The following is a 21,280-nucleotide window of genomic DNA, read 5'->3' on the forward strand; positions in this document are numbered from 1 at the left end:
ATGATCCGCCTGTCCACCAGCTGGATGTACCAACAGTCGCTGACCACCATGCTCGACCAGCAGGGGTCGCTGGCCGCCACGCAGAATCAGGTGAGCAGCGGCCAGCGCATCAACCTGGCTTCGGACGACCCGTCCGGCGCCGCGCAGGTGGTGTCGCTCAACCACATCCTAGCGAGTACCGCGCAGTACTCCTCCAACATCAACGACGCGAATGCGCGGCTCTCCACCGAGAGCAACACGCTCAGCTCCTTCAATTCGCTGCTTGACCAGGCGCGTTCGATGGCGGTGCAAGGCATCAACGGCAGCTTGTCGGCATCGGACCGCCAGGACATGGCCACCCAGCTCACCCAGATCCGCGCGCAGCTGGTGCAGTTGGCCAATACCACCGACGCCAGCGGCGATGCGCTGTTCGCCGGTACCAGCACCACCAGCACGCCGTTCACGCTCAACAGCGACGGTTCGGTGAGCTATGCCGGCAACAGCGACAACCAGATGACCACGATCGGCAATGGCCTGCGCATCCCCAACAGCGATGCGGGCGCCGGCCTGTTCATGAACATCCCGGCAGGCAATGGTTCGTTTGTGGCGAGCGCGGCGGCCGGCAACACCGGCACCTTGCTGGTGGGCGCCACCAGCGTCACCGACAGCAACGCCTGGAAGGCGGCCACCGCCTCCGGCCCGGCGAACTACGCGATCAGTTTCGATGCTGCCGGCAACTGGACCGCCACCGATGCCAGCCACGGCAATGCGGTGGTGGCCAGTGGCAGCTACCAGGACGGCGGCAGCATCAGCTTCAACGGCATGACCATCGCGCTGAGCGGCACGCCTGCCGCCGGCGACAGCGTGAGCGTGAACTCCGGCAAGACCCAGGACGTATTCGGCACGTTGACCAACATGATCAACGCGCTGAACGGCAGCGGCGGCGACACGCAGCTCAACAACACGATGAGCCGGCAGATCGAGTCGCTCGATCGCGCGCAGGGCCAGCTCTCCAGCACCCAGACCGACGTGGGTGGCCGGCTGAACCGCCTTACCCAGCAACAGAGCAACTACAGCAACCTCACGCTGACCTACCAGACCACCTTGTCCGGCGTACAGGACACTGACATGGCCAGCGCGATCAGCAAGCTGATGCTGCAATCCACCGCCCTGCAGGCCTCGCAGCAGACCTTCGCGAAGGTGCAGGGGATGAGCTTGTTCGATTATCTGAAGTGATGTGCCGCGCGAGCCACAGCCGCCGCGGTGCGCTGGCCATTTCCTGGACCGGCCGCGGCCTACTGGCGACAGTGCAGTGATCGCCGCCGGGGCCTGCGTCGCCAGGGACGCGCCGGCGAACGTGCTGGCTGCCGGCGTGCTCGCCGCAATGAAGAGCCTGCGGTCATGACAATGCAGGTCCGCAACACCGCGTCGATCGAGCCGGGCCGAAGATCGGTCGCGGCAGAACCCATGTCATTCCCCAAGTTTGCGTAAGGAGTGTATTCACCATGTCATCGAGCATTGCCGCCGTCGATCTTCCCGCGCTCAAGAATCTCCTGAGCGAGGCCAGGGTCCGGAAAGGTGTCGACGACATATGGGACATGGTCGGCAGCATCTTCGAGAAGGCGCAGAACGAGCTGCCGGCGCAGCAGGCCATGCCGCGCAGGGAGCTGTCGTTTCACGACCACGTGAAGCTGCTCGGATACCTCTGCCTGCTGATGGGGGAGATTCCGGGCGACATCGTCGAAATAGGGGTATGGAAGGGCAAGTCCCTGTGTTTCATGAGCCAGATATGCGGGCGGAAACGGCGAATCTTCGGGATCGACCCGATGGAACTCGAGAAGCAGCCCGACGAGCTGGGCTACTACCACGGGAAGCTGTTTCCGGAAGCCACCCTGGTCCGCGGCTATTCGGAACGGGTGGCGGATCGCGTCTACGCGGAAGCGCCCAGGACCGTGCTTTTGCACATCGACGGCGGACACGCAGGCCGCAACGTGTTGCTCGATTTCCTTCTGTATGCGCCTAGCGTGGTGAGCGGCGGTTTCGTCGTTTTCGACGACTACGGCGACCATCGCTATTCACCCGAGGTCGGCCCTGCGGTGGATCTGCTGAGGGTGGGCGGCTATTTCAACGATTTCCGCATTATCGGCGTGGTCCCCGGGTACGAGAACAGTTACCTGTTGCAGCGCAAGTGACCCTTCCGATCCGGCCGGCCTGAGCTTTGCCCAGGCCGGCACGGGGAGACGTCAGCGATCGGGTAGCCGCGCACGATGCCAACTGACCAGGTTGTGGCCGGCAAGCATCCAGTAGTTGAAGTGCTCCGCCCGTCGGGCGCGGCGGGCTGGCGCCGCGTCACGCGACGTGGTATCTCCGGAGCAGGTCCTTGACCGTTGCGATGTCGTTGAACATCAGCACGTCGATGATAGACAGCGACGGTACGAAGCTGTCCGCCGCGTACTGGCGATACGAGACTTCCCCGCTCTCCACGAAGCCGAGCTCGACGCCGCGTTCGGCGAAATAGCCCTTTTCGTACAGGGTCGCCCCACCGGGCGCATTGACATAGGCGGCGTAGCCAAGGTCCCGGGTGATTTCTATCAGCCGGTCCGCACGCTCCAGCCCGCGGGTGTCCGGCGCACACGCGGAGGAGCGGGTGTGGCGGAACGGTAGGCCGAGATAGTCGTGGACTGCTTCGATCGAACGGATGGCCAGATCCGCGATGCTGTCGCCCGGTGTCGAAAACGCCGCCATGACGGGTTCCATGGCGCGAGCGAACTCGGGGGCTTTGCGATAGGCGTGCTGCAGCGTGCGGTAAAACCTGTCCGTCCATGCGGCGTCGCAGGCCTGCATGGTTTCGCCAATGGTCTTGCTTTGGCTGGCTCCCGCCACCGGCACGGTGAACAGGTGGTCCGTGCCATTGAGCAGAATCCTGTTGCGGTTGATCCAGCCCCTGGTCGTGTACTGCACGTCGTCGTAGAAAACGAACAGGTCGCTGGCCTGCGCCAGGTGGAAATAGCCAATGTACGGGAAGACATAAGGCTGCATGATCGCCACGCGTCGCCGCAGGCGCAGGGTGCGCGTGGCGCCGGTGCCGCCTTCGTCGACGAAGCCCAGCTTTTCGTAGAGCTTCGTGGCGGGATTGTCCTGATGCACGTGCAGGACGATGTCTTTTCCGGTCGAGCGGATCAGCCGCTGCAGCAACGCCTCCGCCAGCCCCTGGCCGCGGCATCGCGGGCAGGTCCAGACCATGGAGACGAAAAGCTCGGGTTGGTTGTCGTAGAAGAGCACATAGGATTGCAGCTCGCCCGCGCCCTCCGCTCGCGTCACCAGGCTTTTCCCCGCCGTTGTCACCTTTCTGGCGTATTCCTCGAGGTCTCCGACATGGAAGAACACGCCATTCAGCGGCGCGAGGGTGGAGACGATCTCGTGTGTTGCGATCAAGAGCTGCATCCTGGATGCAAAGGGTCGGCGATGAGCTAACCCGGCAGCCAGGCGTCCCGCCAGGCGACCAGGTTGTCGCCGATAAGCATACAGTCGCGGCGCACCGCATCGCGCAGCGCGTCGCCCATCCGCGCCGCGGCATCGAGGTCGGCGGTGTGCATGCGGATCGCGTCCACCCACTCCTTGAAACGGTTGCGCACGCGCGTCACCGGCAGGTCGCCGCGGTAGCAGACGATGTCGCTGCACACCACCGGGAAGCCGCAGGCGCCGTATTCGAGCAGGCGCAGGTTGCTCTTGCAGGCGTTGAACAGGTTGTCCTCCAGCGGCGCCAGCGCGAGGTCGAGGTCGAGCGCCGCCAGCGCCGCCGGGTATTTGTCGATCGCCACGCCCTCATGGTGCTCGTGCACATGCGGACGCAGCTTCTCCGGGCACATGCCGAAGAACACCCATTCAACCTCGCCGGCCAGCTCGCGCACCACGTCGGCGATCAATTCCAGATCGCCGCGGTGGCTGCTGCCGCCGGCCCAGCCCACGCGGGGCTTGCTGCCTTTGCGGCGCCGGGCGGTCAGCTGGCCCCACCAGTCCACCGGCAGACGGTTGGGTACCACGCGGATGTCGCTGTGCAGGTCGGCGAACTGTTCGGCCAGCGGCGCGGTGGACACCACGAAGCGGTCGGTCAGGGCCACCGCCTTGCGCAGCGATTTCAGGATGTCCTTGGGCACGCCGTCGCGATGCACGCTTTTTAGCGGCAGGTTGGGCAGGTAGTCGTCCAGCTCGTAGACCTTGAAGGCCCGGCTGAAGTCGCGGTAGCCGCGCAGGGTTTCGATCTGGCTGTCGGTGAGCTGGCGCTGCAGCACGATGGTGGACGGCGCATAGCGCTCCATCGCGATCGGTTCCAGGTGCATCGGGGCGACTATGCCTTCGGCCAGGCCTTCCCGCTGCATGGCGAAAAAAGGCTGCCTGATGCGGTAATGGCCGCAGCCGTTGGCGTCGGCCGCCACGCAGAACAGGCGCGGCAACAGCGGCTGCCCGAAGGGTTGCCAGGCCAGCGACCGGGCCTGGTCCAGCTCGAAGCCGTTGCCGGCCAGGCTGAGGTTGCGGTTGTAGGCCGGGTCGCGCGCCAGCAGCGGCATCCACTTGCGGTACATCGCCTGCTGCTCGCCCTTGAAGCGCGCGTGCTTGGCTTCCCGGGCGCTGGTATCCACCTTGTTCTGGCTGACGCTGCCTTCGTGCATCAGGCGCGCATACGGCGTCCACACCGTCAGGTAGCCGGCGCGGTTCACCTTGAGGCAGAGGTCGACGTCGTTGTAGGAAACCTTGAAATCCTGTTCGTCCAGCCCGCCGACTTCCTCGTACACCGACGTGCGGACCATCAGGCAGGCGGCGGTGACCACGGTGTAGTTCTGGTCGACCTGCAGGCGGTGCATGTAGCCGGGCGCGTCCATCGCCTCGCCGATGAAGGGATGGTCGGCCGGCCCGCGCAGGCCCAGCACCACGCCGGCGTGCTGGATGCGCCCGTCGGGGTAATGCAGCTTGGCGCCGACGATGCCCACCTCGGGTCGCTGCGCGTGGTTGAGCAGCGCCTCGATCCAGTCCTCGTGCAGCACCGCGGTGTCGTTGTTGAGCAGGATCAGGTACTCGCCGCGCGCCTGCGCCGCGGCGAAATTGTTGATCGCCGAGTAGTTGAACGGATGCGGCCAGCGCAACACGCGCAGCTGCGGGTTGTTCAACCGCTCGATACCGTCCAGGTAGGCACAGGCGGCCGGGTCGCGGCTGTCGTTGTCCACGATCAGCAGTTCGTAGTTCCGGTAGCTGGTCTTCGCGATCAGGCTGTCGATCAGGCCGTTGAGCATCGGCAACTGGTCGCGGGTGGGGATGATGATCGAGACCGGCGGCTGGCGGTCGCAGAGGTAGCGCACGCGGCTGATGCCGCCGAAGGCGCCGGGCAACAGCTCGTGCGCGATGCCGAGCCGGTCGAGGTGGGCGCCGACGATCGCAGGGGCCTGTTCGCGCACCGGCGCCGACGCGAGCCATTGCGCGAAAGGCTGGCCCGCGTGATACAGCACCTCGGCAAGATGCCCCACCGACTCCAGTCCGAGCTGTTCGATGCTGCGGAACACGAAGTCGTAGTGGGCGAGCGGACCGTGTCCGGCGTCCAGCCCGTTCAATGCAAGCAGCGACTCCCTGCGCATGGCCAGGGTGCGGCCCAGGTAGGGATAGCTGCGCAACATGTCCAGGTTCAGATCGGGCTTGAAGATCGGCTGTTCGTAGCCTTCGCGGCCGCGCGAATCCTCGTCGACATAGCAGCAGCTCTGTTCCGGATGCATGCCGGCGTTTTCGGCCAGCAACAACAGCGCATGCGGCGCCAGTTCGTCGCCGGCGAACAGCGGCAGCAGCCAGTCCGCGTCGCCCGTGCGGGCCAATTCATTGAACCGCGCGACCCAGTCGCCGCGCAGGGGGCGTGCCGAGGTTTCCCCGCGATAGACATCGTCGCGGTCCGACAACACGCATATCTGCAGGTCTTCGTACTGTTGCCGGGCCAGGCTGTCCAGGCTGGCCTGCACGTCGGCGGGGATGCCATCCGCATCGATCACACATACCTGCACCCGGCAGCGTGGCTGGCGATCCTGCGCCAGGGCGGCTTGCCCGTCGGACAGCTGCTGGGGCGCGAGCCAGTGGCGGTATTGCTCCTCCGGCCTGACCGGGCGGAAGTGGAGGGCCGGCGCCTGCTGTTGTTCCAGCACCGATGCGCGGAAATAGTCGCCATGGTGAATGGCGGTGATTTCCTCGGTGTGCGCGTGCCGCACGCCCATGTCGAGCAGGCGTTCCCACAGATCCCAGTCGCCCGGATAGAAATACTTCCAGCATCCGGGGTTGTATCGGAAGGTCTTCAACCCGGCATGGTAGATGCTGCCGATGCGCGATATTTCGCTGAGGCGCGGCACGGCGCTTCCCACCACGCACTGCTCGTTGCGCTGGTCGTCCAGAAAGCGGACGCGCCCGTGCGCCCACTCGGCCCGGTTCTCCCGCGCGGTGCGTAACAGGCGCGAAAGATGGTCGGGAAGGAACTCGTCGTCGTCGTCCAGATGGGCGATCCATGCGCCACGGGCGAGGCGCAGGCCGAAGTTGACCGGCTTGATGCCGGCCACGTACCACATCGGCCCCTTGGTCGACGGATACCTGCCGCGCCGCCGCAGGTTGTGGAAGCGCACGCGGGGATCGATCCGTTCGGCCTCACGCAGAATGGCCGCCTGTGCGGCGTCCATGCAGTCGCCCACGATGAGCAGCTCCCAGCGCGGATGATCCTGGCGCAGCACGCTGGGAAGCGTGCGCTCCACGATCAGCTCGGCGCGGTTGTACGTGGGGACGATGACCGAGACCAGCGGCTGTTCGCCATAGGCTTCCTCGTAGTCCGGCCGGTCGCGGAGGCGGGCGAGGCGCGCCGCATCGCCGGCGCGCAGCCGGGCCTTTTCGCGCAGCGCATGTTCGTCGAAGAATTGCCGCATGAACGCGATGCGCCCCTGCAACTGCTCGCATTGCCGCTGCAGCTGGGCGGTGTCCGTGTTGCTCATGGTCTGTCTGTCCTTGCCGGATGGTCGCTGGTCTGCCGCGGGTTCATGCCGGCTTGCCGGCGAACCGGCCGGCCAGCGATCCGCTTGCGCGGCGGATCTGCGCCGTGGTGGCGTCGTGGTGGATCGGCAGGCCGGGCAAGCGTTCCGGCTCGTTCGCCAGCGGACCGAAACAGGTGTGCCAGCGTGTGGCGCCGATACGACGAAGATAAGGAAGCAAGGCATCTGCGTCCGGCCGTTGCGCGCGCGCCAAAGGAATCGTCCTGGCGTGCCCGGTTGCCTGGTCCTGCATGGTGGCCGCTTGCATGTGTCCTGCGCCTCGCGAAGTGAGTCCTGGCGCCCGCGCCATCGACGGGTTTCCGTCGTCGGGCAGCCTTGCGCCGACAGCAGCAAGGTTGGTGCCAACAGTCAGGCTGGTCCGCGGGCGCGCAACCGCGCCAGTCGTGCGTTCGCAAGCGCGCGGCGCGGCATGCGCTCGATGCCCGGAGAAACGGGCGTGGCGCACATTTCGTGCCAAGGCAAAGAAATTTCCGGAAAAGGCTCAAGAAGCCTGCGCCGTCGCCGAAACATCCCCTGAGGCGGTTGGCACTCCGGTCTAGGAGCACCGCCGGAGAAGGTATCCGACAGCTTCAAGACCGCTTATTAGGAGACATTCCATGTCACTGGTCATCAACACCAACGTTTCTTCGTTGAACGCGCAGAACAACCTGACCAAGTCGCAGAGTGCGCTGGCCACCGCCACGCAGCGCCTGTCCTCGGGCCTCAAGCTCAACAGCGCGGCCGACAACGCCGCGGGCTTCGCGATCGCGCAGCGCTACACCACCCAGATCGGCGGCCTGTCGCAGGCCAGCGCCAACGCCTCGGACGCGATCAACCTGGCGCAGACCGCCGGCTCCGCGCTGGACCAGGTCACCGCCAACCTGCAGGCGATCCGCGACCTGGCCGTGCAGTCCGCCAACGGTACCTACACCGCCTCGGACCGTTCCTCGATCGACCAGGAAGTGCAGCAGCGCCTGGCGGAAATCACCCGCATCGCCAACCAGACCACGTTCAACGGCTCCAAGGTGCTGGACGGCTCGCTGGGCACCAAGAGCTTCCAGGTCGGCGCCGACGTGGGCCAGACCATCAGCGTGAACCTGCAGACCAGCGTGAAGGCGTCGGCCATGGGCTCGATCGCCCAGGTGGAAACCGGCAACCTGAGCGGCGCATTCGTCGATGCCAGCGGCAACGCCACGACGATGGACCTGAGCAAGATCTCCATCAAGGGCACCGACGGCACCTCGGTCACGCTTTCCGGCACCGCCAGCAACGTGCAGGACCTGGCCGACGCGATCAACGCCGCGGGCGTCACTGGCGTCAGCGCCGCGGTTGACGGCAAGGGCGGCGTCAGCCTGTTCGCCAACGGCAGCTTCCAGGTGACCGACAGCGGTGCGGCATCGAGTGGCGCGGTCAGCTCCGGTGCGATCAACAGCAGCGCCTACGTGAATGGCGCCACCACGACCAGCAATGCCTCGGGCAGCATCACCGTGTCGGGCTCGCTGCAGACTGGCAACGTGCAGACCGTGAACAGCTCCAACGCCCTGATCACCCAGGTCGACGCGGCGCTGAAGACGGTGGCCGACTTCGCCGCCCAGCTGGGTGCGGTGCAGAACCGCTTCCAGTCCACGATTGCCACAGTGGCGGCGCAGTCCACCAACCTGAAGGCCTCGCAGTCGACCATCCAGGACGCGGACTTCGCCTCCGAGACGGCGGCACTGAGCAAGGCGCAGGTGTTGCAGCAGGCGGGTATCTCGGTGCTGGCCCAGGCCAACTCCAACCCGCAGCTGGCGCTGAAGCTGCTGCAGTGACGGCGGCGGGGGAACCGTTCGCGGGCCGGGTGCGCCGCGAATGGTTCCCCCAGGCGGTGGCGGCTCCCGCAGCGGAGCCGCCGTCGCCACGAGGATTTCAGGCAAAGCCCATGCGGCTGGCGTGAGTTTTGCCTGTGATGCTCGAATCCCCTTCGATCGGGGTCGGATCACGAAAGGAAAATCCCATGACCTCCATCTCCGGCGTAGGCACCACCACGACGCCCACCACCACGGGTGGTGCTACGGGCAGCAGCTCGAGCGGCCTCGGCAGCACCAACAGTCCGGGCAGCGGCCTGCTCAGCTCGGCGGGCATCGGCTCGGGGCTGGACGTCAACGCCATCATCACTGCGCTGGTCAACGCCAAGCAGGCGGGGCCGTCGCAGCAGATCAGCAACCAGACCACGCAGCTGCAGGCACAGGAAGCCGGACTGACCGGTTTGGGCAGTGCGCTGAGCTCGCTGCAATCCACGCTGAGCACGCTGGGCAGCAGCCTGACCTTCAACAGCTACGCGGCCACGTTCGGAAACACCGCGGTGGGCACCGCCACGACACTGCCCAATGCGCAGCCGGGCAATTACAACCTGGTGGTGAACCACCTGGCCACGGCGCAGAAGCGGTCCAGCGCCGCCTATGCCTCGGGCAGTGCGGTGGGCGCCGGAACTTTGACGGTCAGCGTCGGCAACCAGACGATGAACCTCAATGTCTCGGCGACCGATTCGATCAGCACCATCGCCACGGCGATCAACCAGTCCAGCGGTAATCCCGGCGTGCAGGCCACCGTCGTCAACGGCGCCAATGGCGCGCAGCTGCTGCTGACCTCCACCAAGACCGGCGTGGCGAACGCCTTCACCGTGAACACGGGCGCCGGCAGCAGTACCGGGCTGTCATCGCTGGCGACGGCACTGAACACGGCCGGCGCCAACGAGGCCAGCGACGCCAGCCTGAGCATCGACGGCATCGCGGTGACCAGCGCTACCAATTCAGTGAGCGGCGCGCTGAACGGCGTCACCCTGAACCTGACCGCCACCGGCTCTTCCAGCCTCACCGTGAGCCAGGACACCAGCGGCGTAACCACCGCGGTGAACGCCTTCGTCAGCGCTTACAACAGCTACGTCTCCACCGTGGGCACGCTGAGCAGCTACGACCCGAGCTCCCAGCAGGCCGGCGTACTGCTGGGCGATACCACGCTGATGTCGGTACAGCGCCAGATCAACAGCGTGCTGAGCAGCAACGTGCCGGGCAACAGCATCGGTTCGCTGGCAGCGCTGGGCCTGACCCGCAATGCCGACGGCACGCTCGCCCTGAACAGCGCCACCTTGAACACGGCGCTGCAGAACAACCCGGGCGCGGTGCAAGACCTGTTCGCCGGCCCCAAAGGCTATGCCACCCGCCTCAACAGCTCGCTGGACGGCTTCACCGCCAGCAACGGCATCATCGCCACGCGCACCGCCAGCATCCAGAACCAGCTCACCAATCTGAGCCAGGAATCGACGGCGCTGACCGCGCGCATGAATGTCTACACGACCCAGTTGCGCCAGCAGTACACCGCGCTGGACACGCTGATGTCTTCGCTCAACAACACCAGCAGCTACCTCACCAGTTCGCTGCAGGCGATGTTGAACAGCAATTCCTCGAACAAGTGATGGAGGCCTGTTCATGACGAACACTTATATGCGCCAGGCCAGCGCGATGTATCAGCAGACCCGCGCCGAAGGGCGCGTGGAGGGCGCCGACCCGCACCAGCTGATCGCCATGCTGCTGGACGGCGCGATCGAACGCATCGCGCAGGCGCGCTCGCTGCTTCGCCACGGCGACGTGCCCGCCAAGGGCGCCGTGATCACCAAGGCCGTGGCGATCGTCGGCGAGCTGCGCGCCAGCCTCAACCACGAGGCCGACGCCACGCTGACCCAGCGGCTGGACTCGCTCTACGACTACATCAACCGCCGACTGCTGTTCGCTCAGCTCAACAACGACGACCCGGCGCTGGCCGAATGCATCCGGCTGCTCGAACCGGTGCGCGACGGCTGGAACGGCATCCGCGATGCCTACCTCGCCGGCCGCCCCGGCAACGTCGCATGAGCACAGGGCACACCCTGCTGGAGCGCGCGCTGGCGGTCAGCAGCTCGATGCTGACGGCCGCCCGCGACGGCCGCTGGGACAGCTTGCCCCGGCTGGATGCGGAGCGCCAACCGCTGCTGCGTGCCAGCCATCCGCGCGACAGGCGCAGCCGCGAGCTGTTGCAGCAGCTGCTGGCTTGCAATGAAGAGATGCTGGACCTGGCCGCGCGCGCGCGCGCCGAGGTCGCTGATGCGCTGAGTCGCCACGGCTACGCACACCACGCCTTGCGCACCTACGTCGACCTGGCCCGGTAAACCGGGGGAATAGATGGCGAGTCGACGCGGTTCGTTCCACGCTTGCATGCCTTGACCGCGCTTCCGCTTGATCCGCGGCGAGCGGGCGAGCATGTTGCCGCGGCAACACCAGCCATGGGCCGACCAGCGGCCCGGACCACCACGCGGAGCCGACATGACTGCCAGCAGCTGGGACGAATTCGATCAACGCCTGAGCAGCGAGGAGCATCTGCACTCCGACAGCGAGCCACTGGCCTGGCCGCCGCCGGCCGAGCTGCTGCAGCGGCTGGCCGAACGCAACGCGAACACCTTGGCGACCCTGGCGGCGCTGGAAGAGCGCCGCGCCGATTTCGGCGACGACGACAATCCATTGATGCAGGAAATGCTGCGCATGGATGCCAAGCTCACCGCGCTGGTGGAAATCGTGAACCAGCTGCTGGCACCCGCCGCCACGCTGCCGCCGCGCCATGCGCTGCGTTTCAATGCCGTCGGTGCCCTGCTGCCGGCCGCGCTGCTGCCGCCCGGCGATGGCTTGCGCCTGCGCCTGCACTTCGATGCCTGCCGCAGCTTGCCGCTCGAACTGGTGGGGCGCGTGGTGCGCGTGTTCGACGACGGTCGCGGTTTCATGGAATTCGCGACGCCGGGCGATGCGATAAGTGACGCGATTGAGCGCCTCGTGTTCCGTCATCACCGACGCAAAGTGGCAGAGGCGCGCCAGCAGCTTGGATGAGCCGCCGACGTAGTTGTCATTTCGCATGTGATATCGATCACAGTTGCGCAACTTCCGCTGAAAAAATTTCGACGCCCGTCACGTGCTTCCGGATGCCTTCGTCACGAAGCCGGCGCCTGGCAAAGACCTTTCGTTTCATGCGTTTGCGGCAAACTCTTGCGCACGCCGCCCAGTCCGGCCGTCGTGGTTCATCCGACGAGCGACGTTTTGCTGTCGCCACGGCCGCCAAAGTTGGCCTCCTTGTTGCTCTTGGTTCATCGAGCCGGCGACGGAAAGTCGGCACAGACGAACAGCGCGCCCCGCTGGAAGCCGTGGGCTGCGATTTGTGCGTAAGGAGAAGGGGTGTGCAGAAATTCGATTTCCTCGTTATCGAGCCTGATGCGGAACGTGCAAGCGCCGTGCTGTCGGCGCTTCATTTCCTGGGCTACCGGCCGCGACACGCCGCGGACTGCAAGCTAGCCGACGAGTCCATTCACGATTGGCGCGCGGTATACGTGGGCGGCGTCGACGACGAAGCCGAGACCGAGCGCCAGCTGGGCCTGCTTGGCGACGCCGCGCATCGCGTGCCGATGCTGGTGGCGGCCGACGTGCCGCTCGCCGTGCGCTATGCGAGGACAGCGGCGCAGTCCGCCGCGCGCGTGGGCATGCTGGAGTTCCCGTTGCGCTACGAACAGGTGGCCGAGGCGCTGCGCGGCATCCATGCGCGCCAGCCCGATACCCAGCCCGCCGCGCTGCGCTTCGTGGGCAACTCGGCGCCGATGCTGCGCGTCAATGCGCTGATCCGCCAGGTGGCGCCGTTCGATTCGACCGTGCTGGTGCTGGGTGAGTCCGGCACCGGCAAGGAAATGGTGGCGCGCGCCGTGCACGAGCATTCCGGCCGCCGCGACAAGCCGTTCGTGGCGATCAACTGCGGCGCCATCCCGGCCGAGCTGCTGGAAAGCGAGCTGTTCGGCCACGAGAAGGGCGCGTTCACCGGCGCGATCAGCGCGCGCAAGGGCCGCTTCGAACTGGCCGAGGGCGGCACGCTGTTCCTCGACGAGATCGGCGACATGAGCCTGCCGATGCAGGTGAAGCTGCTGCGCGTGCTGCAGGAGCGCGTGTACGAACGCGTGGGCGGTACCCGCACCCAGCGCTGCGACGTGCGCATCATCGCCGCCACCCATCGCAACCTGGAGCAGTCGATCGCCGAAGGCCGCTTCCGCGAGGACTTGTTCTACCGTTTGTCCGTGTTCCCGCTGGAGCTGCCGGCGCTGCGCGAGCGGCTGGAAGACCTGCCGCTGCTGATCGAGGAATTCAACCAGCGCCTGGCCCGCCGCGGCCTCGGCGTGGCGCGCTTCAGCGCCGGCGCGATGCAGACGCTGCGCGATCACGCGTGGCCGGGCAACGTGCGCGAGCTGGCCAACCTGGTCGAGCGCATGGCGATCCTGTGCCCGCACGGCGAGGTGCGCGCCAGCGAACTGCCGTCGAAATACCGTCACGCGCACGCCGGCGACGAAGTGCACGGCGCCGCCCTGCTGGCCATGATGGAAGACGGGCTGGTGCCCTCCGCTGCGATCGGCGTGCAGCCGGTGGATGAGGCGCAGCGCCTGTTGCCCGAGGACGGTATCGACCTGAAGGACCACCTGGCCGACATCGAGGTGGGGCTGATCCGCCAGGCGCTCGACGTCACCGGCGGTGTGGTGGCGCACGCCGCGCGCCTGCTGCGCATGCAGCGCACCACGCTGGTGGAGAAGCTGCGCAAGTACGGCCTGCAGGCCAACAACAGCCTGGCGGCGTGAGAGCGGCCACGCATCGCGCGCGATGCGTGGCACGGCTCGTGCATTCACAGCTTCAAACCCGTCACGCGACGGGATTTCGTCTCCCACCCATCGGCATGGATCCCGCGCCATGAGCACGATCGACGTCAACAACCTGCTTGCCCAGATGCGCCAGATGACGGCGCAGGTGCGCATGCCGGAAACCGCGGTGCAGGCGCCGGCCAGCAGCGGGCCCTCGGATTTCTCCAGCCTGCTCAAGCAATCCATCGCCGCCGTGGGCAACAGCCAGATGCAGGCGGGTCAGATGGCCGCCAGCTTCGAACGCGGCGATCCCGGCGCCGACCTCGGCCGCACCATGATCGCAGTGCAGAAGGCCGATCTCTCGCTGCGCACGATGGTGGCGGTGCAGGGCAAGCTGGTCGACGCCTACAAAGACGTCATGAACATGTCGGTCTGACGCCGGCGCCACGATTACCGAACCATACTGACCGACGAGCAGCCGCATGGCCGACAACGCCATCGCCACGACCGACAACAGCGGCGTGCGCCTGGACTCCCTCAAGCAGATCACCCGCAATCCGGCGGCGCGCCAGCTCGCGCTGCTGGTGGCGGTGGCTGCGGCGGTAGCGCTCGGCGTGGCGGTGGTGCTGTGGTCGCGCGGCCCGAACTACGGCCTGCTGTACGCCGGGCTGGACCAGAAAGACGCCGCCGCGATCACCCAGGAGCTGCAAGCTTCCAGTTCCGCATACAAGCTGGGCGACGATGGCACTTCGATCATGGTGCCCGCCGCCGACCTGGCCGCGTTGCGGCTGCGGCTGGCGGCGAAGGGCTTGCCGCAGGGCAGCGCCGCGATCAACACGCAGTCGGCCGGCGATTCGCCGTTCGGCATGAGCGACCTCGCCGAACGCACGCGCTACCAGCAGATGCTGGAGAGCGACCTCGGCGCCACCATCGCGTCGCTGCAATCGGTGCGCGCCGCGCGCGTGCACCTGGCCATGCCCAAGCCTTCGGCCTTCATCCGCGACAACCACGGCGCCAGCGCCTCGGTATTGCTCACGCTGTACCAGGGACGCCAGCTCGATGCGGGACAGGTCGCGGCGATCGTCCACCTGGTGGCATCCAGCGTGCCGGGGCTCGATCCCAACCAGGTCTCGGTGGTCGACCAGCAGGGGCGGCTGCTGACCAGCAGCAATGCGGACTCGCCTGATGCGGCGGGCGACGATCGCCTGCGGCTGGCCACGCGCATCGAGAACGGCTATGCACAGCGCATCGAAGAACTGCTGACGCCACTGGCCGGTCCCGGCCGCGTGCGCGCGCAGGTCAACGCGGACCTGGATTTCAGCCAGACCGAGAAGGCCAGCGAGACCTACGGCCACGATCATCCCGCGTTGCGCAGTGAGCAGGTCAGCAGCGAACAGCATGGCGCGGGCGAGGCTGGCGGCGGCGTGCCCGGCGCACTCAGCAACCAGCCGCCGCAGACCGTGGCGCAGCCCACGGCCGCCAAGCCGAACGCCGGCGCGGCCGCCAAACCGGGCAGCGCGACCGCGGTGACCGGCAGCCGCGATACCGACAGCTCCAACAGCGCCACCCGCAACTACGAACTGGACCGCACCATCAGCCACGTCAGCGACCCGGCCGGCCGCCTGGCCCGTCTCACGGTGGCAGTGGTGGTGGACGACAAGCTGGTGGGCGGCGCCAACGGCGCCAACGGCGACGCCAAGAGCGTGCCCTTCACCGCGCAGGAACTGCAGCACCTCACCGACCTGGTGAAGAACGCCGTGGGTTTCGACGCCGCACGCGGCGACAGCGTCAGCGTGATCAACCAGGCCTTCCATCGCAACGGCGCACCGGATGCGCAGCCGGCGACGCCGCTGTGGGAACGCCCCGGCGCGCTGGACCTGATCAAGCAAGGCCTCGGCGTGCTGGTAGCGCTGCTGGTGGCGTTCGGTCTGTTGCGCCCGCTGCTCAAGGGCTTGCTGCGCAGTGCGCCGGCGCGGGAAGCCTTCGCGACGCCGCTGCCGAGCGTGTCCGTACGGATAGGCGACGACGAGCCGCGCGAAAGCAGCCAACCGGTCCGTATCGATATGGCGCCTACGCTGGCCTACGAACAGCGCATCGGCCAGGCCCGCCGGATGGTGGGCGAAAACTCCAAGCAAGTGGCGCAGGTGGTCAGGAACTGGGTGGGCGAAGATGGCAACTAACCGTTCCGAAGCGCCCGTCACCGGCGCCCAGCGCGCGGCGATCCTGCTGCTGACGCTCGGCGAGCAGGATGCGGCCGAGGTGCTGAAACACCTGAGCGCGCGCGACGTGCAGGCGGTCGGTACCGCGATGGCGGCGCTCGCCAGCGTGTCGCGCGAACAGGTCGAGCAGGTGCTGGACAAGCTCAATGAAGACATGGGGCGGCAGACCGCGCTGGGCGTGGGCACCGAGGAATACATCCGCAAGATCCTCACCAACGCGCTGGGCGAGACCAAGGCCGGCGGCCTGATCGACCGCATCCTGCTCGGCCGCAGCAGCAAGGGGCTGGAATCGCTGAAGTGGATGGAGAGCCGCGCGATCGCCGAAATGATCAACCAGGAGCACCCGCAAATCATCGCGCTGGTGCTGGCGCACCTGGAACCGGACCAGGCGGCCGAAGTGATCGGCTACCTGCCGCAGCGCGTGCGCTCCGACGCGGTGATGCGCATCGCCACCCTCGACGGCGTGCAGCCGCATGCGCTGAACGAACTGGACGAGATCATGGAGCGCCAGTTCAACGGCAACACCAAGAAACTCAAGTCCGCCAACGTGGGTGGACTCAAGGCCGCCGCCAACATCCTCAACGCGATGGACAGCAGCCGCGAAGCCGAGCTGATGACTGCGATCCGCAGCCAGGACGAGGCGCTGGGCGGCCGCATCGAGGACTTGATGTTCGTGTTCGAAGACCTCGCCGAGCTGGACGACCGCGGCATGCAGACCCTGTTGCGCGAAGTGCCGTCGGGCATCTTGATCACCGCGCTGAAGGGCGCCGAGCCGGCGATCCGCGAGAAGATTTTCGCCAACATGTCCAAGCGTGCCGCGGACATGATGCGCGACGACCTGGAAGTGAAGGGTCCGGTGCGACTCAGCGAAGTCGACGCCGCGCAGAAGGAAGTGCTGGCCGCGGCCAGGAAGCTGGCCGACTCCGGCCAGCTCAGCCTGGGCGGCGGCGGGGATGAATACGTCTGATGGCAGCCGCGATCCACGACGCCGCGATGGACTTCCGGCGCTGGGAGTTGCCGGAAGTCGGCGCCGCGCCGGACGTGTCGCGCGCCGACGCCGCGCCACCGCAGCCGACCGTGTACGAACTGGAGGCGCTCGAACAGCAGGCACGCGATGAAGGCCATGCCGCCGGCATCGCCGAGGGCCGGGCCGCGGCGCGGCAGGAGCTGCGCGAGCGCATGGCCCAGCTGGACGCCGTGTACGAGGCGGCAGCGCGCCCGCTGCAGGTATTCGACGAGCAGATCGTCCAGGAACTGGCGCGACTGGCAATGGTGGTGGCCGGCCGGGTAGTCGCCCGCGAATTGCAGCTGTCGCCCGAGCTCGTCGCGCGCGCCGTGCGCGAGGCGGCCAACGCGCTGCCGGCGGCCACCCGCGAACTGCGCGTGCACCTGCATCCGCAAGACCTGGCCCTGCTGCAGGAGCTGGGCTCGGCCGAGCGCCACTGGCAACTGCTGGCCGACCCCACGCTGGCGCGTGGCGACTGCCGGCTGGAAAGCGAGCACTCGCGACTCGATGCGCGGGTGGAAACCCGCCTGGCGGCGATGGTCGACGCCGTGCTCGGCGAAGCCGCCGCGCCAGACGGCGGCGACGCATGAACACGGCTGCCGATCCGGTCGCTCGACGCGAACGCTGGCAACGCCAGTTCGCGCGGCAGGCCGCCCGCGCGGCCACGGCACGCACGCTGGCGGTGGAAGGCAGCCTGCGCCGCGTAGTCGGCCTGACCCTGGAGGCCGAAGGCTGCGAAGCCGCGCTAGGCGCGCGCTGCCTGGTCGACACCGCCGACGGCGGCAAGCTGGAAACCGAAGTGGTCGGCTTCGCCGACGAACGCCTGCTGCTGATGCCGGTGGGCGACATGCATGGCGTGTTGCCGAATGCACGGGTGCGTCCCTGCGCGCGCAGCGGCGGCTTGCCGGTGGGGGCGCATCTGCTGGGCCGGGTAGTCGGCGCCGACGGCTTGCCGCTGGACGGCCTCGGCGCGCTCGATGTCGACGAGCACGCGGCGCTCAAGAACGAGCCGATCAACCCGATGGCGCGCAAACCGATCGACGCGCCGCTGGATGTGGGCGTGCGCGCGATCAACGCGCTGCTCACCGTGGGCCGCGGCCAGCGCCTGGGCCTGTTCGCCGGCTCCGGCGTGGGCAAGTCCACCTTGCTCGGCATGATGACCCGCTACACCAACGCCGACGTGGTCGTGGTCGGCCTGATCGGCGAACGCGGCCGCGAGGTGAAGGAGTTCGTCGAACACACGCTGGGCGAGGAAGGCCGGCGCCGCGCGGTGATCGTGGCCGCGCCCGCCGACGCACCGCCGCTCAAGCGCCTGCGCGGTGCGCAATACGCCACCGCGATCGCCGAATGGTTCCGCGACCGCGGCCAGCGCGTGCTGCTGCTGATGGATTCGCTCACCCGTTACGCCCAGGCGCAGCGCGAGATCGCGCTGGCGATCGGCGAGCCGCCGGCCACCAAGGGCTATCCGCCCTCGGTGTTTGCCATGTTGCCCGCACTGGTCGAGCGCGCCGGCAACGACGCCGAGGGGCGCGGTTCGATCACTGCGTTTTACACGGTGCTCACCGAAGGTGACGACTATCGCCACGATCCGATTGCCGATGCCGCCCGCGCGATCCTCGACGGCCACATCGTGCTGTCACGCGACCTGGCCGAGGCCGGCCACTACCCGGCCATCGACATCGAGGCGTCGATCAGCCGCGTGATGCCGGCGGTGGTGGAGCGCGAACACCTGCAGGCGGCCCAGCGTTTCCGCCGCGTCTACTCGGCGTATCGCCAGCAGCGCGACCTGATCGCGGTGGGCGCCTACCAGCGCGGCTCCGATCCGCAGGTGGACCTCGCCATCGAACTGTGGCCGCAACTGCGCGGCTTCCTGCAGCAGGAAGTCGACGAACCGATGACGCTGGAAGCCGCCGTCGCGCGGCTCGACACTCTTGCCGCACAGGTGACTGCATGAACTCGCGCTCCAAGCGCCTGCAACCGGCGGTGGACCAGGCCCACCAGAAGACCGAGGACGCGCTGGCGAAACTGGCCACGCAGCAACAGCAGCTGGCGAAGGCCGAACACCAGCTCGGCGAGCTGGAGCGCTACCGCAACGAATACGCGGCGGCAGGCGAGGGCGCGGTCAGCGTCAGCGCCTTGCTCAACCGCCAGCAATTCGTCGCGCGCATCGACCAGGCGATCGCCCAGCAAGCCGCCGAGATCGACCGCCAGCATCGCCGGCTGAACCAGGTGCGCGACCACTGGAAACAGGCGCATGCACGCGAGAGCGCGCTGGGCAGCGTGGTCGCGCAGCACCAGGAACACGAACGCCGCGCCGAAGAGCGGCACGAACAAGCCGAGATCGACGAGCGCATGCAGCATCGCCGGCCGCGCTGAGGCGCCGCGATGCCGCGCCCGTCCCCCGGCAAAGGAATTCTTCCGCCATGACACCGCCTGCCGTACTTCCCGCGATGCCTGCCGCGCCAAGCGCGAGCAATCCGGTCGCCGCCGTTTCAGCCAATGCGCCGCGCGGCGAGGCGGCGCCGAATCCGTTCGACCAGCACCTGCAAGCGGCCAGGAACGCACCGCCCACGAGCCAGCCTGCGCAGGACGATGCTGCTTCCACCCAGGCCGCGGCCAAGCCCGCGCAGGAGTCCGGTGTGTCGACGACAGCCGCTACGCCCACGACGCCGGCTGCCGGCGCACAGGCCGCCGCCGCGCCACGGGGACAGGCGGACGCCACGCTGCTCCAGGCGGCCTTGGCCGCCGCCCAGGGCGCGCCGGCCACTGCCGGCACGGACCCCGTCGCGGAAGGCGCCGCATCGAAAACGGCTACGCCGTCGAAGACTGAAACACCCGACGAAACGGCTGCCGCGACGCTGGCCGGCGCGATGCTCGCCATGCTCGGCCAGGTGACGGGTGGCATGCCGGCAGCATCGGCCGATACGGACGATGCCACGGTCGCCGCCGACGGTTCGGCATCGGGCCAGGCCAAGGCCGCGGTAATGCCGCAGCGCCTGGTCCTGGACGAGCAGGCGGCCGCGGCGGCGGTCGCCGCCACGCCGACCGCGAACCTGGTGGGCGTGCCGGGTGACGCGATGCGCGCGCTGGCATCGGCCGCCGCCGATACGCGCAAGGATCGCGGCTTGGAGGCATTGGCGCTGGCCACCGCGCCGGCAGCGACACCGGCGCCTGCCGCGCCGACGCCGACGCTGCCGCAACTGCAGCTGTCGTCGCCGCCCGGCAGCACCGGTTTCGCCGACGAACTCGGCCAGCAGGTGGCGTGGCTGGGCCAGCAGGATATCCAGCAAGCCAAGATCCGCCTGCATCCGCAGGACCTGGGCTCGCTGGACGTGCAGCTCAGCGTGAGCCACAACCGCGTGGACGTGGTGTTCAGCGCGCAGCATCCGGCCGCCGTCGCGGCCGTGCAGCAGAGCCTGCCGCAGCTCGACAACATGCTGGCCCGGCACGGCCTGTCGCTCGGCCACGCCGAGGTAGGGCAGCAGCAGAATCGTGGCGACGAACGGGGGCGCGGCGAGGGCCGCGCCGCAACGGCGACGGACGAGATCGGCGAAGCGCACGGCGCCGTGCAGGCCGTCGCGACGAGCCGGGTCGGCCTGCTCGATACGTTCGCCTGACAGCGCCGCGCCGCAAGATAGCGCCGCGATGGCGGCGGCGCATCGTGTCGTTTCCGGTTCCCTGACGCGCGTCGCGATTGCGTCGCGGCGGGCTTCCGGCGCGCGTCAAGAAAGCGCCGCCGTCTCGGCCGACTTTCCCGCCGATACCTGCAAACCGGCTCGCCGCAAGGCTTTCCGGGCATGGCACATGGATTGCTTTGGCAGTGTGTGCGCGCAACCCCGCGCGGCTCTCCACCAGGCAGATCGAGGATTCCGTGGCCAACGAGGAACAGACTGAAACCGCGCCGGCGGCACGCAAGCGACGCAGCCCGTTGCTGATCGGCGTCGTGGCGCTGCTGGTGCTGGCCGGCGGCGGCTATTTCTGGCAGGCGAAGAAGGCCGCCCACGCCAAGGCGGGCGAACAGGCCGCGACACCCAAGGCTGAGCTGTACCTGCCGATGGATCCGGCCTTCGTGGTGAATTTCCGCGACCAGGACTCGCTGCGCTACCTGCAGGTGGCGGTGACCCTGATGTCGCACGACCCGCAGGCGATCGACGTGGCGAAATCCACCGATCCGGTCATCCGCGACGCCCTGGTGTCGCTGTTCAGCAACCAGGATTACTCGGTCATCAGCAATGCCGCCGGCCGCGAGAAGCTGCAGGCGCAGGCGCTCGACGCGGTGCGCAAGATCGTCCAGGCGCGGTTGGGCCGGCCCGGCATCGACGCGCTGTACTTCACCAGCTTCGTGATGCAGTGACGGGAGCGACGC

General features: G+C 67.8%; 19 protein-coding genes. 16 read left to right on the forward strand and 3 right to left on the reverse strand.

Translation table 11 applies throughout. The annotated features are described in order from the left end of the window. Positions 1-1,215 (forward strand): flagellar hook-associated protein FlgL, encoded by a 1,215-nt coding sequence (flgL, locus tag ISP14_RS15040; protein WP_404541342.1) that lies wholly within the window; start codon positions 1-3, stop codon positions 1,213-1,215. 269 nt (positions 1,216-1,484) lie between these two features. After that, complete coding sequence (locus tag ISP14_RS15045; RefSeq protein WP_404541344.1) at positions 1,485-2,171, forward strand: class I SAM-dependent methyltransferase; 687 nt, start codon at positions 1,485-1,487, stop codon at positions 2,169-2,171. Positions 2,172-2,328: 157 nt separating this feature from the next. Here the strand turns inward: ISP14_RS15045 and ISP14_RS15050 are convergent, their stop codons facing one another. The 3 genes from ISP14_RS15050 to ISP14_RS15060 are packed head-to-tail and all read right to left on the reverse strand — an operon-like array spanning position 2,329 to position 7,290. After that, complete coding sequence (locus tag ISP14_RS15050) at positions 2,329-3,423, reverse strand: WbqC family protein (protein ID WP_404541346.1); 1,095 nt, start codon at positions 3,421-3,423, stop codon at positions 2,329-2,331. 26 nt (positions 3,424-3,449) lie between these two features. After that, positions 3,450-6,986 (reverse strand): glycosyltransferase, encoded by a 3,537-nt coding sequence (locus ISP14_RS15055; RefSeq protein ID WP_404541348.1) that lies wholly within the window; start codon positions 6,984-6,986, stop codon positions 3,450-3,452. Positions 6,987-7,029: 43 nt separating this feature from the next. Beyond that, positions 7,030-7,290, reverse strand: coding sequence for a hypothetical protein (locus tag ISP14_RS15060; protein WP_404541350.1), 261 nt, complete (start codon positions 7,288-7,290; stop codon positions 7,030-7,032). 349 nt (positions 7,291-7,639) lie between these two features. Between ISP14_RS15060 and ISP14_RS15065 the strand changes: the two genes are divergently transcribed. From ISP14_RS15065 to ISP14_RS15130, 14 genes are all read left to right on the forward strand, one after another. Further along, positions 7,640-8,830 carry a flagellin N-terminal helical domain-containing protein gene (locus tag ISP14_RS15065; protein WP_404541352.1) on the forward strand — a complete coding sequence of 397 codons (1,191 nt, stop codon included), beginning with the start codon at positions 7,640-7,642 and terminating at the stop codon, positions 8,828-8,830. A gap of 185 nt (positions 8,831-9,015) precedes the next feature. Continuing rightward, positions 9,016-10,473 carry a flagellar filament capping protein FliD gene (fliD, locus tag ISP14_RS15070; protein ID WP_404541354.1) on the forward strand — a complete coding sequence of 486 codons (1,458 nt, stop codon included), beginning with the start codon at positions 9,016-9,018 and terminating at the stop codon, positions 10,471-10,473. Positions 10,474-10,486: 13 nt separating this feature from the next. Further along, positions 10,487-10,909 carry a flagellar export chaperone FliS gene (fliS, locus tag ISP14_RS15075; RefSeq protein ID WP_404541355.1) on the forward strand — a complete coding sequence of 141 codons (423 nt, stop codon included), beginning with the start codon at positions 10,487-10,489 and terminating at the stop codon, positions 10,907-10,909. Beyond that, positions 10,906-11,202, forward strand: coding sequence for a flagellar protein FliT (locus ISP14_RS15080; RefSeq protein WP_404541357.1), 297 nt, complete (start codon positions 10,906-10,908; stop codon positions 11,200-11,202). The genes fliS and ISP14_RS15080 overlap by 4 nt, the downstream gene beginning before the upstream one ends. Positions 11,203-11,356: 154 nt before the next feature. After that, the gene (locus tag ISP14_RS15085) at positions 11,357-11,911 is read left to right on the forward strand and encodes a PilZ domain-containing protein (RefSeq protein ID WP_404541359.1); all 555 of its coding nucleotides are present in this window, start codon (positions 11,357-11,359) and stop codon (positions 11,909-11,911) included. 344 nt (positions 11,912-12,255) lie between these two features. Continuing rightward, positions 12,256-13,689 carry a sigma-54 dependent transcriptional regulator gene (locus ISP14_RS15090; RefSeq protein ID WP_404541361.1) on the forward strand — a complete coding sequence of 478 codons (1,434 nt, stop codon included), beginning with the start codon at positions 12,256-12,258 and terminating at the stop codon, positions 13,687-13,689. Positions 13,690-13,798: 109 nt separating this feature from the next. Continuing rightward, positions 13,799-14,125: a flagellar hook-basal body complex protein FliE gene (fliE, locus tag ISP14_RS15095; protein ID WP_404541363.1), complete on the forward strand. Its 327-nt coding sequence runs from the start codon at positions 13,799-13,801 to the stop codon at positions 14,123-14,125. Positions 14,126-14,171: 46 nt separating this feature from the next. After that, positions 14,172-15,869, forward strand: coding sequence for a flagellar basal-body MS-ring/collar protein FliF (gene fliF, locus ISP14_RS15100; RefSeq protein ID WP_404541364.1), 1,698 nt, complete (start codon positions 14,172-14,174; stop codon positions 15,867-15,869). Further along, positions 15,859-16,875, forward strand: coding sequence for a flagellar motor switch protein FliG (gene fliG, locus ISP14_RS15105; RefSeq protein WP_404541366.1), 1,017 nt, complete (start codon positions 15,859-15,861; stop codon positions 16,873-16,875). Before fliF ends, fliG begins: the two co-directional genes overlap by 11 nt. Further along, positions 16,875-17,504: a FliH/SctL family protein gene (locus ISP14_RS15110; RefSeq protein ID WP_404541368.1), complete on the forward strand. Its 630-nt coding sequence runs from the start codon at positions 16,875-16,877 to the stop codon at positions 17,502-17,504. Before fliG ends, ISP14_RS15110 begins: the two co-directional genes overlap by 1 nt. Further along, positions 17,501-18,868, forward strand: a complete 1,368-nt coding sequence (gene fliI, locus ISP14_RS15115) for a flagellar protein export ATPase FliI (protein WP_404541370.1) — start codon at positions 17,501-17,503, stop codon at positions 18,866-18,868. Before ISP14_RS15110 ends, fliI begins: the two co-directional genes overlap by 4 nt. Next, a complete protein-coding gene (gene fliJ / locus ISP14_RS15120; protein ID WP_404541372.1) occupies positions 18,865-19,290 on the forward strand; it encodes a flagellar export protein FliJ in 426 nt (141 codons plus the stop codon). Before fliI ends, fliJ begins: the two co-directional genes overlap by 4 nt. 47 nt (positions 19,291-19,337) lie before the next feature. Next, entirely contained in the window at positions 19,338-20,531 is a 1,194-nt protein-coding gene (locus ISP14_RS15125; RefSeq protein WP_404541374.1) for a flagellar hook-length control protein FliK, read from the forward strand. Between the two features lie 203 nt (positions 20,532-20,734). Beyond that, a complete protein-coding gene (locus ISP14_RS15130) occupies positions 20,735-21,268 on the forward strand; it encodes a flagellar basal body-associated FliL family protein (RefSeq protein WP_404541376.1) in 534 nt (177 codons plus the stop codon). Positions 21,269-21,280: the final 12 nt, after the last annotated feature.

This window comes from Dyella agri, from assembly GCF_044904705.1.
Classification (GTDB): domain Bacteria; phylum Pseudomonadota; class Gammaproteobacteria; order Xanthomonadales; family Rhodanobacteraceae; genus Rhodanobacter_A; species Rhodanobacter_A agri.

What these genes read in the sequence shown, in the direction of transcription:
- ISP14_RS15085 (WP_404541359.1), top strand. Translation starts at nt 11,357, where the DNA reads ATGACTGCCAGCAGCTGGGACGAATTCGATCAACGCCTGAGCAGCGAG.
- fliJ (WP_404541372.1), top strand. Translation starts at nt 18,865, where the DNA reads ATGAACTCGCGCTCCAAGCGCCTGCAACCGGCGGTGGACCAGGCCCAC.
- fliI (WP_404541370.1), top strand. Translation starts at nt 17,501, where the DNA reads ATGAACACGGCTGCCGATCCGGTCGCTCGACGCGAACGCTGGCAACGC.
- ISP14_RS15080 (WP_404541357.1), top strand. Translation starts at nt 10,906, where the DNA reads ATGAGCACAGGGCACACCCTGCTGGAGCGCGCGCTGGCGGTCAGCAGC.
- ISP14_RS15050 (WP_404541346.1), bottom strand. Translation starts at nt 3,423, where the DNA reads ATGCAGCTCTTGATCGCAACACACGAGATCGTCTCCACCCTCGCGCCG.
- fliS (WP_404541355.1), top strand. Translation starts at nt 10,487, where the DNA reads ATGACGAACACTTATATGCGCCAGGCCAGCGCGATGTATCAGCAGACC.
- ISP14_RS15045 (WP_404541344.1), top strand. Translation starts at nt 1,485, where the DNA reads ATGTCATCGAGCATTGCCGCCGTCGATCTTCCCGCGCTCAAGAATCTC.
- ISP14_RS15060 (WP_404541350.1), bottom strand. Translation starts at nt 7,290, where the DNA reads ATGCAAGCGGCCACCATGCAGGACCAGGCAACCGGGCACGCCAGGACG.
- fliF (WP_404541364.1), top strand. Translation starts at nt 14,172, where the DNA reads ATGGCCGACAACGCCATCGCCACGACCGACAACAGCGGCGTGCGCCTG.
- ISP14_RS15055 (WP_404541348.1), bottom strand. Translation starts at nt 6,986, where the DNA reads ATGAGCAACACGGACACCGCCCAGCTGCAGCGGCAATGCGAGCAGTTG.
- fliG (WP_404541366.1), top strand. Translation starts at nt 15,859, where the DNA reads ATGGCAACTAACCGTTCCGAAGCGCCCGTCACCGGCGCCCAGCGCGCG.
- fliD (WP_404541354.1), top strand. Translation starts at nt 9,016, where the DNA reads ATGACCTCCATCTCCGGCGTAGGCACCACCACGACGCCCACCACCACG.
- fliE (WP_404541363.1), top strand. Translation starts at nt 13,799, where the DNA reads ATGAGCACGATCGACGTCAACAACCTGCTTGCCCAGATGCGCCAGATG.
- flgL (WP_404541342.1), top strand. Translation starts at nt 1, where the DNA reads ATGATCCGCCTGTCCACCAGCTGGATGTACCAACAGTCGCTGACCACC.
- ISP14_RS15125 (WP_404541374.1), top strand. Translation starts at nt 19,338, where the DNA reads ATGACACCGCCTGCCGTACTTCCCGCGATGCCTGCCGCGCCAAGCGCG.
- ISP14_RS15065 (WP_404541352.1), top strand. Translation starts at nt 7,640, where the DNA reads ATGTCACTGGTCATCAACACCAACGTTTCTTCGTTGAACGCGCAGAAC.
- ISP14_RS15110 (WP_404541368.1), top strand. Translation starts at nt 16,875, where the DNA reads ATGGCAGCCGCGATCCACGACGCCGCGATGGACTTCCGGCGCTGGGAG.